Source organism: Tardiphaga sp. 172_B4_N1_3, assembly GCF_052076035.1.
GTDB lineage: Bacteria > Pseudomonadota > Alphaproteobacteria > Rhizobiales > Xanthobacteraceae > Tardiphaga > Tardiphaga robiniae.
Window position 1 is genome coordinate 3,846,073 of the sequence record NZ_CP197238.1, and the last position, 17,721, is coordinate 3,863,793.

General features: G+C 62.9%; 15 protein-coding genes. 6 read left to right on the forward strand and 9 right to left on the reverse strand.

What is annotated here, in order from left to right; genetic code table 11:
* The first annotated feature begins 19 nt into the window (after nucleotides 1-19).
* Nucleotides 20-2,098: an ATP-dependent helicase gene (locus AB7783_RS18255; RefSeq protein WP_441278404.1), complete on the forward strand. Its 2,079-nt coding sequence runs from the start codon at nucleotides 20-22 to the stop codon at nucleotides 2,096-2,098.
* On the opposite strand, the gene AB7783_RS18260 is transcribed toward AB7783_RS18255, so the two are convergent.
* Nucleotides 2,095-3,006, reverse strand: coding sequence for a LysR substrate-binding domain-containing protein (locus tag AB7783_RS18260; RefSeq protein ID WP_441278405.1), 912 nt, complete (start codon nucleotides 3,004-3,006; stop codon nucleotides 2,095-2,097). The genes AB7783_RS18255 and AB7783_RS18260 overlap by 4 nt on opposite strands.
* Before the next feature lie 128 nt (nucleotides 3,007-3,134).
* Between AB7783_RS18260 and AB7783_RS18265 the strand changes: the two genes are divergently transcribed.
* Both AB7783_RS18265 and AB7783_RS18270 read left to right on the forward strand, forming a co-directional pair.
* A complete protein-coding gene (locus tag AB7783_RS18265) occupies nucleotides 3,135-4,076 on the forward strand; it encodes a ring-cleaving dioxygenase (protein WP_439064983.1) in 942 nt (313 codons plus the stop codon).
* Nucleotides 4,073-4,711: an alpha/beta hydrolase gene (locus AB7783_RS18270; RefSeq protein ID WP_441278406.1), complete on the forward strand. Its 639-nt coding sequence runs from the start codon at nucleotides 4,073-4,075 to the stop codon at nucleotides 4,709-4,711. Before AB7783_RS18265 ends, AB7783_RS18270 begins: the two co-directional genes overlap by 4 nt.
* Nucleotides 4,712-4,906: 195 nt before the next feature.
* Here AB7783_RS18270 and AB7783_RS18275 read toward each other — a convergent pair whose 3' ends face one another.
* The 3 genes from AB7783_RS18275 to AB7783_RS18285 form a co-directional block, all read right to left on the reverse strand.
* Complete coding sequence (locus AB7783_RS18275) at nucleotides 4,907-6,604, reverse strand: thiamine pyrophosphate-binding protein (protein WP_441278407.1); 1,698 nt, start codon at nucleotides 6,602-6,604, stop codon at nucleotides 4,907-4,909.
* A gap of 208 nt (nucleotides 6,605-6,812) precedes the next feature.
* Nucleotides 6,813-7,136, reverse strand: a complete 324-nt coding sequence (locus AB7783_RS18280; RefSeq protein ID WP_441278408.1) for a hypothetical protein — start codon at nucleotides 7,134-7,136, stop codon at nucleotides 6,813-6,815.
* Nucleotides 7,137-7,298: 162 nt separating this feature from the next.
* Entirely contained in the window at nucleotides 7,299-8,306 is a 1,008-nt protein-coding gene (locus AB7783_RS18285; protein ID WP_441278409.1) for a class 1 fructose-bisphosphatase, read from the reverse strand.
* A 155-nt stretch (nucleotides 8,307-8,461) separates the two neighbouring features.
* Here AB7783_RS18285 and AB7783_RS18290 point away from each other — a divergent pair, with 155 nt between their 5' ends.
* Both AB7783_RS18290 and AB7783_RS18295 read left to right on the forward strand, forming a co-directional pair.
* Nucleotides 8,462-9,436 (forward strand): LysR family transcriptional regulator, encoded by a 975-nt coding sequence (locus tag AB7783_RS18290; protein ID WP_441278410.1) that lies wholly within the window; start codon nucleotides 8,462-8,464, stop codon nucleotides 9,434-9,436.
* Nucleotides 9,437-9,534: 98 nt separating this feature from the next.
* Nucleotides 9,535-10,212 carry a heme oxygenase (biliverdin-producing) gene (locus AB7783_RS18295; protein WP_441278411.1) on the forward strand — a complete coding sequence of 226 codons (678 nt, stop codon included), beginning with the start codon at nucleotides 9,535-9,537 and terminating at the stop codon, nucleotides 10,210-10,212.
* 159 nt (nucleotides 10,213-10,371) lie between these two features.
* On the opposite strand, the gene hemF is transcribed toward AB7783_RS18295, so the two are convergent.
* The gene (gene hemF, locus AB7783_RS18300) at nucleotides 10,372-11,265 is read right to left on the reverse strand and encodes an oxygen-dependent coproporphyrinogen oxidase (RefSeq protein WP_441278412.1); all 894 of its coding nucleotides are present in this window, start codon (nucleotides 11,263-11,265) and stop codon (nucleotides 10,372-10,374) included.
* Between the two features lie 189 nt (nucleotides 11,266-11,454).
* Here hemF and hemE point away from each other — a divergent pair, with 189 nt between their 5' ends.
* Nucleotides 11,455-12,501 carry a uroporphyrinogen decarboxylase gene (gene hemE / locus AB7783_RS18305; protein ID WP_441278413.1) on the forward strand — a complete coding sequence of 349 codons (1,047 nt, stop codon included), beginning with the start codon at nucleotides 11,455-11,457 and terminating at the stop codon, nucleotides 12,499-12,501.
* Between the two features lie 1,042 nt (nucleotides 12,502-13,543).
* On the opposite strand, the gene AB7783_RS18310 is transcribed toward hemE, so the two are convergent.
* From AB7783_RS18310 to AB7783_RS18325, 4 genes are all read right to left on the reverse strand, one after another.
* The gene (locus AB7783_RS18310) at nucleotides 13,544-14,554 is read right to left on the reverse strand and encodes a L,D-transpeptidase family protein (RefSeq protein ID WP_441278414.1); all 1,011 of its coding nucleotides are present in this window, start codon (nucleotides 14,552-14,554) and stop codon (nucleotides 13,544-13,546) included.
* A 112-nt stretch (nucleotides 14,555-14,666) separates the two neighbouring features.
* Nucleotides 14,667-15,386, reverse strand: a complete 720-nt coding sequence (locus tag AB7783_RS18315; protein ID WP_089265949.1) for a ribonuclease activity regulator RraA — start codon at nucleotides 15,384-15,386, stop codon at nucleotides 14,667-14,669.
* A gap of 12 nt (nucleotides 15,387-15,398) precedes the next feature.
* Nucleotides 15,399-17,138 (reverse strand): L-arabinonate dehydratase, encoded by a 1,740-nt coding sequence (araD, locus tag AB7783_RS18320; protein WP_175367871.1) that lies wholly within the window; start codon nucleotides 17,136-17,138, stop codon nucleotides 15,399-15,401.
* A gap of 96 nt (nucleotides 17,139-17,234) precedes the next feature.
* Nucleotides 17,235-17,720, reverse strand: a complete 486-nt coding sequence (locus AB7783_RS18325; protein WP_420878674.1) for a MarR family winged helix-turn-helix transcriptional regulator — start codon at nucleotides 17,718-17,720, stop codon at nucleotides 17,235-17,237.
* Between the last annotated feature and the right edge of the window lies 1 nt (nucleotide 17,721).

Sequence of the window (17,721 nt, forward strand, 5' to 3'; positions counted from 1 at the left end):
GTCACCTCGGATACATGCCTTGCTCGCTCAAGCCTCTTATCTCGACGCCCTCAATCCAGAACAACGCCGTGCCGTCGAGCATGGCGTGTTCCCGCATGGGAACAGCGTCACGTCTGCTCCGCTGTTGGTCATCGCCGGTGCCGGTTCCGGCAAGACCAACACCCTCGCCCATCGCGTGGCGCATCTGCTCGTCAACGGCGCCGATCCGCGCCGCATCCTGCTGATGACCTTCTCACGGCGCGCGGCCAGCGAGATGAGCCGCCGCGTCGAGCGCATCGCGCGCCAAGTGATGGGCGACAATGCCGGCGTCATGACCAACGCACTGGCTTGGGCCGGCACCTTTCACGGCATTGGCGCGCGGCTCTTGCGGGACTATGCCGAACAGATCGGACTCGATCCCGCTTTCTCCATTCACGACCGCGAGGATTCCGCCGACCTGATGAATCTGGTCCGGCACGAACTCGGCTTCTCCAAAACCGAGACGCGCTTCCCGACAAAAGGCACGTGCCTCGCGATCTACTCCCGCTGCGTCAATTCCGAGACCGAACTGGATCAGGTGCTCGGCGCATCCTATCCATGGTGCGCGACGTGGTCAGCCGAGCTGCGCGAACTGTTCGCCGGCTATGTCGAAGCCAAGCAGAAGCAGAACGTGCTCGATTACGACGACCTGCTTCTATACTGGGCGCAGATGGCGAGCGAACCGCTACTGGCTAGCGATATCGGCGGTCGCTTCGATCACGTGCTCGTGGACGAATATCAGGACACTAATCGCCTGCAATCGGCGATCCTGATGGCTTTGAAGCCCAACGGGGCGGGCCTCACCGTCGTCGGCGACGACGCGCAGTCGATCTATTCGTTTCGCGCTGCCACCGTACGCAACATTCTGGATTTCCCCGGGCAGTTCAGCCCGCCGGCTGACATCATCACGCTCGACCGCAACTATCGCTCTACGCAACCGATCCTGGCGGCGGCCAATGGCGTGATCGATCTTGCGCGCGAGCGCTTCACCAAAAATCTCTGGACCGACCGCGTCTCCTCCGCCAAGCCGCAACTCGTCACCATCCGGGACGAGACCGATCAGGCCCGCGCCATCGTCGCGCGCGTGCTCGACAATCGCGAAGGCGGCATGAAGCTGAAGGAACAGGCCGTGCTGTTCCGGACGTCGTCGCACAGCGGATCACTCGAAGTGGAGCTGACGCGGCGGAACATTCCATTCGTCAAATTCGGCGGCCTGAAATTTCTCGACGCCGCGCATGTGAAGGACATGCTGGCGCTGGTGCGTTTCGTGGAGAACCCACGTGACCGGGTCGCCGGTTTCCGGCTGATGCAATTGCTACCCGGTGTGGGGCCAGCTTCCGCACAGCGCGCGCTGGATCACATGATCGCGGCACCCGATCCGATCGACGCCCTCGCTCACGCGCCGGCGCCGCCGCGCGCAGCAGCCGACTGGCGCGGCTTTGTCGAGGTCATCAGCGAGATCAAGTCACGCCGTGCGGGCTGGCCCGCCGAACTGGAACTGGCGCGACGCTGGTATGAGCCGCATCTCAATCGCATTTACGAGGATTCGCTGACGCGCCGCGCCGATCTTATCCAGCTCGAAGCGATCGCGTCAGGCTATCCGTCGCGCGAACGTTTTCTCACTGAACTCACGCTCGATCCGCCGGACGCGACCAGCGATCAGTCCGGCGTGCCGCTGCTCGATGAAGACTATCTGATCCTCTCGACGATCCACTCCGCCAAAGGGCAGGAATGGAAATCGGTCTATGTGCTCAATGTGGTCGATGGCTGCATGCCGTCGGATTTGGGCACCGGGACATCAGCGGAGATCGAGGAAGAGCGCCGGCTGCTTTATGTGGCGATGACGCGCGCCAAGGACGATCTGCATCTGATGGTACCGCAGCGTTTCTTCACCCACGGCCAGCACGCACAAGGTGACCGCCACGTCTATGCGTCACGCACCCGCTTCATTCCGGAAGCGCTGCTCGGCCTGTTCGAACGCACGACCTGGCCGCAGGTCGCCGCCGCCGATTCCGCGCGCGGGGCGGCGCAGGGTGTGCGTATGGATATCAATTCCCGCATGCGTGCGATCTGGCGCTAGAGCTTCTCATCCCACTCCGGCACGCCGCTGAAGCGCGCCACCAGGAAATCGATGAACAGGCGCACCTTCACGGCGAGGTGCCGCGTCGGCGGATAGATCGCATAGAGCGTCAGCGGCGGCGCTTCGTAGGTATTGAGCACGCTGCGCAGAGCGCCCGCGCGCAATGCATCGCCGGCAATGAAGGTCGGCAGCAGCGCGACGCCCCTGCCCTTGATCGCGGCATCGCGCAGTACTTCAGCATTGTTGACGCAGAGCGTCCAGCTCGGCTGGATCCAGTGATCGTTGCCATCCCTGCCGGTCAGCTTCCACTGATTGCCCGTGAGTAGGAAGCCATAGGTGAGCAGCGCGTGGCTGCGCAGATCCTCCGGCAGCTTCGGTGTGCCATGCTGCTTGAGATAGTCCGGCGACGCGCAAACCGCGCGATCGATGGCGACGATTTTTCGCGCGATGAGACTTGAAGACTCCAGATCGGCGATGCGAAGCGTCACGTCGAAACCGCCCTGCATCGGGTCGACCTGATCGTCCGACAGCACGAGCTGGATCTGCAGCTCTGGGCACTGCGCCATGAAGTCGGCAATCGCCGGGCCGAGTTGCAGCGTGCCGAACGACATCGGCGCATTGACGCGCAGCAATCCGCGTGGCGTCGATTGCGCCTGCGCCACCGCCTGATCGGCGGCATCGAGATCGGCGAGGATGGTCAGTGCGCGCTCGAAATAGGCCTGACCGTTCTCGGTCGCGCTGGCATGGCGCGTGGTGCGGTTGAGCAATTGCACGCCGAGGTCCTGTTCGAGCTCGCCGACATATTTGGAGATCGCCGAGCGCGACAGCCGCAGCTGCCGCCCTGCTTCGGAGAAGCTGCCGAGTTCGACGACTTTGACGAAGGCGCGCAGGCTGTTGAGCTTATCCATGGGGCATTCCTGACTGTCCCCAATTTATAGACAGTCATGTCACAAATGGCCAGATTGTCTTTGAACGGGGATGACCCAATTATCCCGGCAACGGAAGACGAGACGCCTTCCCAACCAGGAGACAGATCATGTCAGGCATCCACCATGTCACCGCAATCGCCGGTAATGCCTTGCGGAATTTCGATTTTTACACCCGCGCGCTGGGCATGCGCTTCGTCAAGAAGACCGTCAATTTCGACGATCCGGGCACCTACCACTTCTACTACGGCGATGAGACCGGCAAGCCGGGCACCATCCTGACCTTCTTCCCGTGGGAGCATGCGGCCCCCGGCCGTGGCGGCGTGGGCCAGACCCAGCAGACTTCGTTCCGGGTCCCTGCCCGCTCGCTCGGCTACTGGACGCATCGCTTCATCGAGAAGGGCATTGCCCATGAGGCGCTCGAAAAGCGCTTCGGCGAAGCCGTGCTGCCCTTCACCGATCCGGACGGCATGAGCCTCGCTCTGGTCGGCGTTGCCGGCGCGGAGAACGAGCCCGGCTGGAGCAGTGGCGACGTTCCGGCGGAGCACGCGATCCGCGGCTTCCATGGCGTCACGCTTCTGCTGGAGAAGGCCGAGAAGACCAGCGCGATCCTCACCGACGTGTTCGGCTTTAAGGAAACGGCGCGCGAAGGTTCGATCATCCGGCTGAGTGCCGACAGTGTCGAAGGCGGTATCGTCGATATCTATGAGGCCGGTGGTTTCCTGCCGGGTCGTCAGGGCCGTGGCTCGGTGCATCACATCGCCTTCCGCGCCGTCGATGATGCCGATCAGCAGGTGATGGCTAACAAGCTGGTGAAGACCCACGGCCAGCAGCCGACGGAGCAGAAGGATCGCAACTACTTCCGTTCGGTCTATTTCCGCGAACCCGGCGGCGTGTTGTTCGAGATCGCCACAGACATCCCCGGCTTCGCCGTGGACGAGCCCGTCGAATCCCTCGGCGAGCATCTGAAACTGCCCGCGTTTCTCGAAAAGCATCGCGGCGAGATCGAGCGCGTATTGCCGGTGCTCGACACGGAAAAGGTGACGTCATGAGTAACGACCTGTCCCACATTCATCGCTTCGCGCCGGGCAACCGGCGCGAGGCAACGCCGCTCCTGCTGCTGCATGGCACCGGCGGTGACGAAAGCGACCTGCTCCCGCTCGGCGAGGCGATTGCGCCGGGTGCAGCACTGCTCTCGCCCCGCGGTCAGGTGCTGGAACACGGCATGCCGCGCTTCTTTCGCCGGCTCGCCGAAGGCGTGTTCGACGAGGACGACGTGCGGCGTCGGGCCAATGACCTTGCGGACTTCGTCACCGAAGCCCGCAAGCGCTACGGGCTCAAAGCACCGATCGCGCTCGGCTATTCCAACGGCGCCAATATCGCCGCGGCAATGATGCTGTTGCGCCCCGAGGCGCTGGCCGGCGGCATATTGTTGCGGGCGATGGTGCCGCTACGTGACGCGCCGATGGCAGATCTCGCAGCCAAGCCGGTACTGATCGTGTCGGGCCAATCCGACCCGATCATCCCGCCGAGCAATTCGCAACGGCTGGCTGTGATGCTGACAAAGGCGGGGGCCGATGTGCAGCATCGCACGTTGCCCGTCGGGCATCAGCTCTCGCAGGCGGATCTGACGATTGCGAAGGAATGGTTGGGGAATGTTGAAGCAACGAACCAAGCCGCGGCATAACCTCTCCCCGCCCGGCGAAGCGAAGCTTCGCTAGGCGGGGAGAGGTCGAAGGCGAGCGCAGCGGAGCCTTCGGGTGAGGGGGAGTTAGTGGTTTGCGCTTAAGTGTATCATGCGCTCCCCCTCACCCGGCTTTCACGCGCTCCGCGCGCTTCAGCCGACCTCTCCCCGCCAAGCGGGGAGAGGTAAGAAGGCCAACTACAAGTTCGCGCCGCTGAACATCTCGCTATACCAATCCGCGATCAGCTTTGGATTGATCCGGCCGTCGACGATGAACACGCCCTGCGCACCATCGGCGACCCAGGTCTTCACGGCATCGAGATCGGCGAGCGTCCGCACAACAACGCCATCGGCGCCATATCCGCGCGCGATGGCCGCAAAGTCGGTCACCGGGAATTGCGCCATGCCGGCGTTGTAGCCTTCCGGCCCGAAGTGATGCACCTCGGCGCTGTAGGCGCTGTCGTTATAGATGAAGATGCAGATGCGCTTCTTCAGCCGCACCGCGGTCTCAAGTTCCGCGATCGACATCAGAAAACCGCCATCGCCGACGGCCAGCACAGTCAGCCGCTCCGGCTGCGTCACTGCCGCACCGATCGCGCCGGCAAGGCCGAGACCGATGGACTGGAACGCAATCGGAATGCACCAACCCTTGTGGTCGGGCGCTGAAATATAGCGCGTCACCCAGCCGACGAAATGGCCGCCGTCGACAACGACCGTGCGATCCTTCGGCAGAATATCGTCCATCGCCTTGCTCAGCGTGCGCGGATCGATGTGCTCGGCCGTGCTGGTGTCATCATAGGCCAGATTGTGGTTGCCCCTGGCAGTCATCACCGCCGCAACCTCAGGCGTACGCCAGCCGACCTCGCTGGGCGGCGTCTTATCAAACGCCTGCAACACGGCAGTGGCCACAGCGGAGGCATCGCCTTCGAGTTCGAGATCGACCGGGCGATGCACGCCGATGCGCCCCTTCTCGACATCGATCTGCACGAGCTGGGCATAGTCCGAAATCAGCTTGCCCTTCTTCGTGGTCCACATGTTCAGCGACATGCCGAAAGCGAGGATCATGTCGCTCTGCGCAATCAACTCCGCCGTTGCTTTCGAGGAGAATCCTCCGGCAACGCCGAGATTCCATGGATGACCGGAAAACATCCCATGCGCCTGCAACGACGTCGCCAGCAACGCGCCGAGCTTGTCGGCCAGTTGAACCAGTAGCGGCTGCGCATCGGCCACGACAGCGCCATGACCCGCCAGAATCAGCGGTCGCTTCGATGTCCGGATCGTCGCAACAAGTTCATCCAGCTTCGCCGGATTAATCGTGACCCGCGGCATGATAGGAAGATGCTTCTTGCCCATCGTTGCCGTGACCGGCATCTCCTGCACATTGATCGGCAGGCTGAGCACGACCGGCTTGCGCTCACGCAGAGCCACCGAGGCTGCTTTCCAGGTGTCGGCGTAAGCGCTCTGTGCATCGGTGATCTGACGCCACTCGCCGCCGACCGCGTGAACGAGTTCCGACTGATTGAAGGCAAATGCCGACTGCTTGTCGCCGAGGACGACGTCACCTGCGAGAACGAGCAAAGGCGTGTCGCTCTTGGCCGCTTCGCCGATACCGGTGATCGCATTGGTCAAACCCGGCCCCGCCGTCACACTGACGATCGTGAGATCGCGCGTCAGACGCGCCGCCACATCGGCCATGCTCACCGCGCCGCCTTCGTGGCGCGCAGCGACAAACTCGACACCGAACTCGGTCAGGCCGAGCGTCACCTTGAAATTTGCGCCCCCGACGAGGCCGAAACAGCGCTTGGCGCCGATGTCGGCGATCGCGCGTGCGACTTCGCGCCAGACGGTCGAGTTGGCCGGGGTGTGGTCGAGAACTGCAGCGGATGAGGACGTCATGAGGTCACTTTGCACCGATCGCGATCTCCTCGACATTCAAGGATCGGGCCAAAGTAGTTTAGGTCTAAAGGAATTGCCATATGTCGATCGCGCTGGCCCAATCACGTGATCGGGAGAGCGGAACAGACGCAGAATTGCCATCTGCGGTGATCCCCAGTGGCCCATTTCGCGCAAATGCAGCCTTATTTCAGGGCAGATCGGCCGGCGGTTACGCCCGTCCGGCGATCACCATACTGTGCAGATCGTCGGCCATCTTCGGCGCAGCCGCGTCTTCAAGCGACGATCGCAGGGCCTCGATATCGGCATCCGGCGCAGGGCGCCACCCGCAGGGGCATTGGCCGTCCTGATGGGCCGCGGCGACTTCGCGATAGGTCGCGCCGATCGCGGTGGCCAGAAGACGCATCACCACATCGGGCGGCAGACGCGAACTGTCGAGCACGCGACAGAACGTCGTCATGATGGCCTGGTTGAGATAGGTCTGTGCCGAATTCTCATCGGTGATATCGGAGACCTTGACCTGCTGCGGAAGCATGCGCGTATCCTTTGCGACCCCTGCGATTGTCTAGGCCGCGGTCACGTCATGCTCAACTTGTTTCGGGCCGGCTGGCCTTAGAAGCCCTCAAGCCTGTCATGTTTCGAATGGATCAAAACAGGATGTGTGGTGCGCACATTCTTTGTTCGGCTGCGCTTTGCTTTATTCTGCCGCGGCTTGCGCCTGTCCCGCGCGAGCATCGAGATGCATGGCCTCGATACGTCTCACCTTGCTGATCGAACCCATGATCAGCGGCACGCGCTGATGGATCGCCGTCGGCGCGAGATCGAGAATACGGACACGACCCGTGGTCGCGCCGCCGCCGGCCTGTTCGACGATGAAGGCCATCGGATGCGCTTCATAGACGAGACGCAGCCGGCCATCGGCATAGCCCTTGCGCGCATCGGACGGATAGAGAAACACGCCGCCCCGGATCAGGATGCGATAGGCCTCGGCGACCAGTGCTGCGATCCAGCGCATGTTGAAATTCTTGCCACGCGGGCCATCGACGCCTGCGAGGCACTCCTCGACAAAGTCGCGCACCGGCGCTTCCCAGTGGCGATGGTTGGACGCATTGATGGCATATTCCGAGCACTCGGCCGGGATCTGCACGCGCTGCCGGATGCGCTTGTAGCTCCCCGCGGCGCGATCGAGCGTGAAGATATCGACGCCATCGCCGAGCGTGAGGACCAGCGATGTCTGCGGGCCGTAGACCACGAAGCCGGCAGCGACCTGTGCGCTGCCTTTTTGCATGAACGGCGTCGTGCCCTTCGAGGTCGGCATGATCGAGAAGATCGTGCCGACCGTCATATTGGTTTCGATATTCGACGAACCATCGAGCGGGTCATAGGCAATGTCGAGCAAGCCGCCGTCGCGGATATCCGCCGTCTCGGCTTCCTCGGAGGCCAATGCGGCCCAGGACACGGACTTCAACGCCGCGCGAACAATCTCGTCGGCGCGGACATCGAGATCCTTCTGCACGTCGCCATCGGCATTCTGTGCGCCCTGTGCCTCGCCGGTAATTCCGGCCAGCGCGCCGCAACCGATCAGGTCGGAGATTTCGATGGAGGCCTTGGCGACGGCATCGACCGCAGCAGCCACGGCCAGCCGCAGCGGGTCCTGTCCGGCGTAGTCGGCCGTATATCGGGACAGGGGCATGTGGTCGGTCATCGCAATCTCCGCAAAATACTGGGCTCCTTCTGGCACATGGCCGCGTCCGGAAGGCCCGGGAATGGCAGAAATGGGCCATTTTGCCCACAGATATTGACCAGCTGGGCCAAATAAAGGAACTTTCGTAAAAATCAGGCGGCGAAAGTTTTCCTTATATGACGAAGCGCTTCCGCGACATCTCGATCCGCCAGCTGCGTGCACTGGCCGCCGTCGCCGCCAGCGGCAGTATTACGGCGGCAGCTTTGAAGCTGCGCCTGACACAGCCGGCTGTCACCTTGCAACTGCGCAACCTGCAAGGCCTCGCCGGCCTGCCGCTGATCCAGCGCACTGGCGACGGGATGGTCCTGACCGATGCCGGCCGCGAGGTGCTGGCGCTGTCGGAACGGATCGAGGCGGCGATGGCCGCCTGCGCAACATCGCTGGACATGATGGCCGGCAAGACCGGCGGGCGCATCTCCATCGGCGCCGTCAGTACCGCGAAATACTTTGTGCCCTTCGCGATCTCGGCCTTCGCGAAGCTCCATCCCAAGATCGAGATCTTGCTGACGGTCGGCAATCGCGAGGAGACCATCGCAGGCCTGCGCAGCTACGATCTCGATATCGCAATCATGGGCCGGCCGCCGGCCGGAATCGACATGGATGTGAACCTGATCGGCGATCATCCGCATGTGATCATCGCACCGAGCGACCATCCCCTCGCGGGCAAGGTGCGCCTCACCATGAGCGATCTTGCAGGCGAGACTTTCCTGACGCGTGAGCCCGGCTCAGGCACGCGCGGATTGATGGAGCAACTGTTCGAGAGCGCAGGCTTGCGCGCCACGATCGGCATGGAGATGGACAGCAACGAGACCATCAAACAGGCCGTGATGGCCGGGCTCGGCATCGCCTTCATCTCCGCGCATACGGTGGCCACCGAACTGGAGCAGCGGCGACTGGTGATGCTGGATGTAATCGGCCTGCCGATCATCCGGCAATGGTTCGTGCTCAACCGCAAGGACAAGGTGCTGCTGCCGCCGGCGCAGGCAATGCGCGCATTCCTCGCCGCTCAGGGCGCGCAGTTCCTGCCTGCGACGGAAGCCGGCAAATCTGCGCCGGTACGCCGCAAGTCCCGCAGCCGCGCGATGCTATAGCGACAAACCCGGCCTCACCTTGTGGCATCCAGCGAGGGTGATATGGTGTCACCAGCCCGAGCGCCAACACATCCCTTTATCAGTCATCGGAGAATTCAATGCCTGCTGCCTCGGCAGATAGCACTGCGCCCGTCAGCGTCGTGACCGCCCTTTATCTCGGCACCAAGGTGCTTCACACCGAAGCCGAGCGCTCCGGCATCATCAAGGACATGTTGCGCGGTGACGTCAGCCGCAAGGGCTATGTCTTGCTGCAACGGAACCTGCTGGCGGCCTATCAGGCGCTGGAAGCCGGACTTGAGAGCCATCGCGACACGCCTGTGCTCGCCGCACTCGCCCAGTATCGGCTCGATCGCGCATCGGCGATGCAAGCCGATCTCAATGTGCTGTGCGATGGCGGTTTCTCCGCTGTGCCGATGCTGCCTGCCGGCGAAGCCTATGCCAAGCGCATCGCGGATACCGCCAAGGGCGACGGCGAATTGCTGATTGCCCACGCCTATACGCGCTATCTCGGCGATCTCTCCGGCGGCCAGATTCTCAAGCGCCTGCTCGCCAAGAAGCCCGGCCTCGCGCCGGAGGAATTGTCGTTCTACGACTTCCCGGCCTATGCCGATCTCGCCGCGTTGAAGTCGGACTATCGCAACGCGCTCGACGAAGCCGGCAAGCTTGCCAAGAATCCGCAGGCGATCATCGATGAAGGCTCGGTCGCGTTCCAGCTCAACACCGATCTGTCCTGGGCCGTGCAGGGTGCGATCGAAGCGGAGCAGGTGGCTTCTTAGCCTCTCCCCGCCTGCGGGGAGAGGTCGACTTTCACATGCGAAGCATGTGGAAGACGGGTGAGGGGGAGCCAGTGTTTCACTCTCTGGCTCCCCCTCACCCGTCTTGAATGACCTTCGGTCATTCAAGACACCTTCTCCCCGCAAGCGGGGAGAAGGAAATTACTTCCAGCTGACCAGCGGCGGCATCGAGCTCAGAATATTCTCGACGTTGCCGCCGGTCTGCAGGCCGAACATCGTGCCCTTGTCGTAGAGCAGATTGAACTCGACATAGAGGCCGCGCGTTTCGAGCTGCTGCGCGCGCTCTTCCTCGGTCCAGGCTTCCTGCATCCGTGCACGCACGATGCGCGGATAGACATCGAGGAAGGCGGAGCCGACATCGCGCGTGAACGCGAAGTCCTTCTCGAAATCACCCGTGTTGAGCTGATCGTAGAAGATGCCGCCGACGCCGCGCGCCACGCCGCGATGCGGCAGGAAGAAGTAGTCGTCGGCCCAGGCCTTGAACTTCTTGTAGTAAGCGGGGTCATGCGCATCGCAGGCGCCGCGCATCGCGTCGTGAAACGTGATCGTATCCGGCGCATCGACCTTGCGTTGCTCCGGCAGCATCGGCGTGAGATCTGCGCCGCCACCGAACCAGCCCACCGCCGTCGACAGAAACCGCGTGTTCATGTGTACCGTCGGCACGCGCGGGCTGCGCGGATGCATGATCAGGCTGATGCTGCTGGAGACGTAGTCGAGCTGCGATCCGCCGCCCGGCATTTGCCGCGCCATTTCCGGCGACAGCTTGCCGTTCGCGCTTGAGGTGTGGATGCCGATCTTCTCGAACAGCCGGCCGCCCGAGAGGAAGCCGCCGACGCCGCCGCCGATGCCCGTCGCGCGGGTCCACGGCTTGTAGGTGAAGGTCGCCGGCGCGCCCGGGAACAGCGCCTGCGGCGCCTCGCGCTCCAGCGCCTCGATCTCGGCGCAGATGCCGTCGCGGAGGGATTCGAACCAGACCTTGGCACGGGTGCGGTTCTGTTCGATTTCTGGACTGACGATCGGGGTCATGATGTTCATGGTCTTTTCGCTCATGATGTTCGTACAGTCTATATGCCGCTTGCAGCGCGATGGCACCTTGAGATGCGTCAAAACGTGAGGTGAATCGCCGGTTTTGCGGAATTGCCGCGCCTCGCCAAGAGCGCAGCGGCGGTGTATCAGAGGCGGCAAAATCATGCCTGTCGGCACCAGTTTCCGGAACCCAAGCATTTGACCCAGTCCACGCCCCGCAAGCCCTTCCTCGATGTCCTCGCCGGCCAGCGCCAGGCGGTGCCGCCGCTCTGGATGATGCGACAGGCCGGGCGTTATCTGCCTGAATATCGCGAGGTCCGCGCGCAGGCCGGCGGTTTCCTCGATCTGTGCTTCAATCCGGATTTCGCCACCGAAGTGACGCTGCAGCCGATCCGGCGTTTCGGCTTCGATGCCGCGATCATCTTCTCGGATATTCTGGTGATCCCCTATGCGCTTGGCCGTTCCGTGCGTTTCGAGGTCGGCGAAGGCCCGCGGCTCGATCCGCTGGATACGCCCGAGAAGGTTGCGACGCTTTCGCCCGAAGCGGATTTCACCAGGCTCGAACCGGTGTTCGAAGCGCTGCGCCGCGTGCGCGCGCAGCTCGATCCCAAGATTACGCTGATCGGCTTCTGCGGTGCGCCATGGACCGTTGCGACCTACATGGTCGCCGGCAAGGGCACGCCGGATCAGGCGCCTGCGCGGATGATGGCCTATCGACATCCCGAGGCCTTCGCGAAAATCATCGACACCATCGTCGAGAACTCGATCACTTACTTGCTCGGCCAGCTCAAGGCCGGCGCCGATGTGCTGCAGATCTTCGACACCTGGGCCGGCATACTGCCTGCGGCGGAATTCCAGCGCTGGTCGGTGGAGCCGACCAAGCGCATCATCGCCGCCGTGCGCGCCAAGGTGCCGAATGCGAAAATCATCGGCTTCCCGCGCGGCGCCGGCGCGCTGCTGCCGAGTTATGTCGGCGCCACCGGTGTCGATGCCGTGAGCATCGACTGGGCCGCCGAGCCGTCCTTCGTACGCGAGCGGGTGCAGAGCCACGTCGCGGTGCAGGGCAATCTCGATCCGCTGGTACTGATCGCCGGTGGCTCCGCGCTCGATCGCGCTGTCGATGACGTGCTGGCGAATTATGCCAGCGGACGCTTCATCTTCAATCTCGGCCACGGCATCCAGCCGGAAACGCCGATCGCCCATGTGGAGCAGATGGTGAAGCGGGTGCGGGATTTCAGGGGATAGCATCTTCCTTCTCCCTCCCCCTAGCGCGGCGCAGCCGCGCGCGGTGGGGAGGGTGGCGCGTTTGAGAGCGAAGCGAACAAACGTGACGGGTGGGGCGCCCCACGTGAGAGCGTCGCTTGTGGCTCCCCCACCCCGGCCTATCGGCCGACCCTCCCCACCTAGCGAAGCTTCGCTTCGCGCGGGGGGAGGGATATTTCTGGCGCCGTCGCGCCATCGCAAACCCAGAATGTCAAACAGCCACTGCTCTTCAGACATGCGTCATCACCCCCATTGTTTGCGGCGCGGGGGCGCCGTCGTCCTTTGCATTCCCACCCTCTTGTGAGAGGGCGTGCGGAACGCCGGGTGCCCGTTGCACCCTTGGGCCTGATGCGATGCGGTCTTCCGCAATTGAGAGTGCATCAGGACTTTCGGAGGCGCCGAGCGAGTGCCCGACGTTCCGCCTGCGGTGTTTTTTCGGTTGCTTGCACTTTGCCTCGACGAACGCTCCGATCGCGAATTAAAGTCCCAAGGCGATGGGAAGGGAGCCTCAAGCGAGTAAGCCGAACGCGTTTCGATTTGGTCGTCCGTCACACTGTCCAGGGGTTTGTCCATCTCAAGGTCGGCCGTGTCCTTGCCAGTGGCAGTGCTGGCGCAGATCCGTCCTGCCCGAAGACAGACGCCCCCCATGAACCGCGTAACGCCGCATCTCCGGCGTCCACCGCATCCTGCCCCGCGAACGTGACGATCGCGATCGCCCCTCTCGGTGGGGCAGGACAGAGGGGAATATAATCAAGCTAGGAATGCTGTCAACGGAGGATAGGAAAAAATGTTTGACCGCTATCTTGCCGCCCCACACTGTCATTCCCCGGCAAACCAATTGGTTTGCCTGAGGGCGCGAGGAGACGCCGAAGGCGGCGTATGGCGAACCTCAGCCACTCCAATTGGAGTGGCGGTGAATCCCAGCATGTTCAGCGGAAAACACTCCGGGATTCCGGGTTCGCGTGCGGCTGGCGCCGCCCACGCCCCGGAATGACCGCAGGAAACTTGCGCTGTGCCGGCGAACCTATTTCGCCGCCTGCTTGCCGTCGACAAAGCTGACTTCCACGCCCTTCTTCACAGATGCACCGAGACGCTCCACGTCCCAATTGGTGAGACGCACGCAGCCATGGGAATCGCTCTTGCTGACGCGGGACGGATCCGACGTGCCGTGGATGCCATAACTCTTTTCCGACAGGCCGATCCACATGACACCGACCGGATTGTTGGGGCCGCCATTGATGGTGAAGGGCTTCGACGATTCCACGCCCTTGAACTTGTATTTCGGATCGTAACGATAGACCGGGTTGGCGTGAACCGACGTCACTTTCAGTGCACCCGATGGCGTCGGCTTCTCATCGCTGCCGACGCTGGCAGGATAGAAGGCGAGCAACGCGCCGTCCTTGGCGAAGGCCTTCACGGTCTGCCGGACCTTGTCGACCTCAAGGCGGCTGACCTTGTCGGGCTTGCGATCCGAGAGCTTGACGATGGTGATCGTATCGCCGGCCTTGTCGAACTTTGCTTTGGGATTGAGCGTCTCGAGCAGATCCTGGCTCATATGGAAGCGTTCGCCGAGGGCTTCGCGGGCGCTGGTGTAGTCCAGTTTCTTCAGCGATTTCATCTCTTCCATCTTGACTGGAAGCTTGTCGAGGAATGGGCCCTTCACGTCCTTCTCGGTCAGCACATAGTCGGTCATGACCGGGTCCGATGATCCCGCCTGCAGCTTCGCCCAGATCTCCGGCGTCAGCGCCTTGCCGGACGGCAGGCTGTTGGCTTCCGCGAAAGCCAGCAGTGCCTTCTCCACATTGTCGCCGAACATCCCGTCGATCTCGCCCGGCGAGAAATGCGCGCGGTCGAGCAGCATCTGGAGCTTCACCGCCAGCGAGCTGAGCTTCTCGTCGGGCGGCAGCTTGCCGGTGAAATTGGCGGCGTTGATCGTCTCGGCATTGAAAGCCCTGGACGGCTTGTCGGAATCCTTGGCGAGGGCTGCGCCTTGCGCCAGCAGCGATAGTCCGACCGCGACGATGAGGCTGCGCATAGCGTCTCTTTCCGGCTGAGTGATGGATGATGCGCACCGGCGCATCTCTCCAAGACAAAGCCAAGAACCGCCTCTGGTTCCATCCTGACGCGATGCACGCCGTGATCGCGCCCTACCGCCCCTTCTCCTTCCGCCACGCCGCGAAATCCACCAGCGTCTGCTCATCGGTCGCCGGATAAAGCCCGAAGATGCCTTTGCCCTTCTGTACCTGTTCAGTGACGAAATCCTCGAATGCCGTCATCTCGAAGGCTTCATTGGCGATCTCGTCGGCAAGATGCGCGGGGATGACGATGACGCCATCGCTGTCGCCGAGGATCACGTCGCCGGGAAACACCGGCGCATCGCCGCAGCCGATCGGGCCGTTGATCTCGATGGCCTGATGCAGCGTCAGATTGGTCGGTGCGCTCGGGCGATGGTGATAGGCGGGGAAGCCGAGCTTGGCGATCTCGGCGGAATCGCGGAAGCCGCCATCGGTGATGACACCGGCAACGCCGCGCTGGGCCAGCCGGTTGATCAGGATCGCGCCGGCGGAGGCCGCACGCGCATCCTTGCGGCTGTCCATCACGAGCACCGCGCCGGGCGGGCAGTCTTCCACCGCCTTGCGCTGCGGATGCGATCGATCCCTGAACACGTCGAGCTTGTTGAGATCCTCGCGCGCCGGCATGTAGCGCAGCGTGAAGGCCTCGCCCACCAGTGTCGGCTGGTTTGGTCCGAGCGGATGGACATCCTGGATGCACTGATTGCGGAAGCCACGCTTGTAGAGCGCGGTGGCCACGGTGGCGGTGGAGATAGTCTTGAGTTTGGCGCGGGTCGCGTCGCTGAGCTTGGTCATGGGATCACTCACTCAATAAATCACGGGTTCTTTGACCGGCGCGCCGAAGTCGGTACGCAGGAAGTCGAAGTCGCAGCCTTCATTGGCCTGCTGGATATGTTTGGTGAACATCCAGCCATAGCCGCGTTCGTAATTGCGCTCCGGGGCTTTCCACGCCGCGCGGCGCTTTTCCATTTCGGCATCGGAGATGTCGAGATTGATCGTGCGCGCATCGACGTCGAGGGTGATCATGTCGCCATTCTCGACCAGCGCCAGCGGACCGCCGATAAAGGATTCCGGCGCAACATGCAGGATGCAGGCGCCATAACTGGTACCGCTCATGCGCGCATCCGACAAGCGAACCATGTCGCGCACGCCCTGCTTCACCAGCTTCTTCGGGATCGGCAGCATGCCCCATTCCGGCATGCCCGGCCCGCCCTGTGGACCCGCATTGCGCAGGATCAGAACGTGGTCGGCTGTGACATCGAGGCTCTCGTCGTCGATCGCCTTCTTCATGCTGGGATAGTCGTCGAACACCAGTGCCGGACCGGTATGCTTGAGAAAGCGCGGCTCGCAGGCTGACGGTTTGATGACGCAGCCATCGGGCGCGAGGTTGCCCTTCAGCACCGCGAGCGCGCCCTCGGCGTAGATGGGATCTTTGACGGTTCGGATGACGTCGTCGTTATAGACTTCGGCGCCGGCGATGTTCTCACCCAGCGTCTTGCCGGTGACGGTCATCACGTCGAGATGCAGATGGTCCTTGATGCGGCTCATCAGTCCCGGCAGGCCGCCGGCATAGAAGAAATCCTCCATCAGATATTTGTCGCCGGACGGGCGGACATTGGCGATCACGGGCACCTTGCGGCTGGCGATCTCGAAATCGTCGAGGCCGATATCCTGACCGGCGCGGCGCGCCTGCGCGATCAGATGGATGATCGCATTGGTCGAGCAGCCCATCGCCATCGCCACGGTGATCGCATTCTCGAAGGCCTTACGCGTCTGGATCTTCTGCGGCGTCAGATCTTCCCACACCATCTCGACGATGCGACGGCCGCATTCACTGGCCATGCGGATGTGACCGGCGTCTGCAGCGGGGATCGACGATGCGCCCGGCAGCGTCATGCCGATGGACTCCGCGATCGCCGTCATGGTCGAGGCCGTGCCCATGGTCATGCAGGTACCGTAGCTGCGGGCAATGCCGCCCTCGACCTCGACCCATTCCTTGTCGGAGATCTTGCCGGCGCGGCGCTCGTCCCAGTATTTCCAGGCGTCGGAGCCGGAGCCGAGCGTCTTGCCCTTCCAGTTGCCGCGCAGCATCGGGCCAGCCGGCAGATAGATCGCGGGATAGCCCGCGCTGGTGGCGCCGAGCAGAAGGCCCGGCGTGGTCTTGTCGCAGCCGCCCATCAGCACCACGCCATCGACGGGATGGCCGCGCAGCAATTCCTCGGCATCCATCGCCAGCATGTTGCGATAGAGCATCGTCGTCGGCTTCAGGAAGCTCTCCGACAGCGACAGCGCCGGCAGCTCCATGGGGAAACCGCCAGCCATCAGGATGCCGCGTTTGACGTCATCGACGCGGGTCTTGAAATGCATGTGGCACGGCTGCGCTTCCGACCAGGTGTTGAGGATGGCGATGACAGGGCGCCCCTTCCACTCAACCGGTGCATAGCCCTGCTGCATCGCGCGCGAGCGATGGCCGAAGGCACGCAGGTCGTCCGGCGCGAACCAGCGTGCGCTGCGGAGTTGATCGGGGGTCTTCTTGTGGCCCGGCATAATTCCATCCCTGTTTCTTTTGCTTTGGCACGACTTACTTTTGCACGATGCGAACCAGTCAAGCCGGTCGAGTGTGCCGGATTCGACTGTAGCGGTTCAAGACCGCCTGGCCAATGTCCGGTCCGACACCTGTGCGTCTGCCAGCCGATGCGCTTCCAGTGCTTCGGCATAGAGAGTGAGACCTTCGGCCACCTTCTGACGCTGGGCCGGAGCCAATTGCTGCAAGGCATTGGTGACCTGCCGCTGCCCATAGGCCTCGATCGCCTCGCGGGTACGCCGTCCCTTGGCCGTGAGCAGCAGCCGCTTGACGCGGCCGTCGCCGGCACTAGCGGCTTCCTTCAATTCGCCTGCGTCGATCAGCTTGCGGATCATCCGGCTGACGCTGGATTTCTCCAGGCCGAGAAACGCGGATAATTCGACTGCGGTCATCGCCTCGCGCGCGCCGATCTCCAGCAGCGTATGCACCGCCGATGGCGGATAGTCGGTCGCTGCAACCGTTGCCTGCATGAAACCGAGTTCGCGCACCATCAGACGCGACGCGGCGCGGATGTGATCGATCAAATCGGCGTCAATATCGGACAAT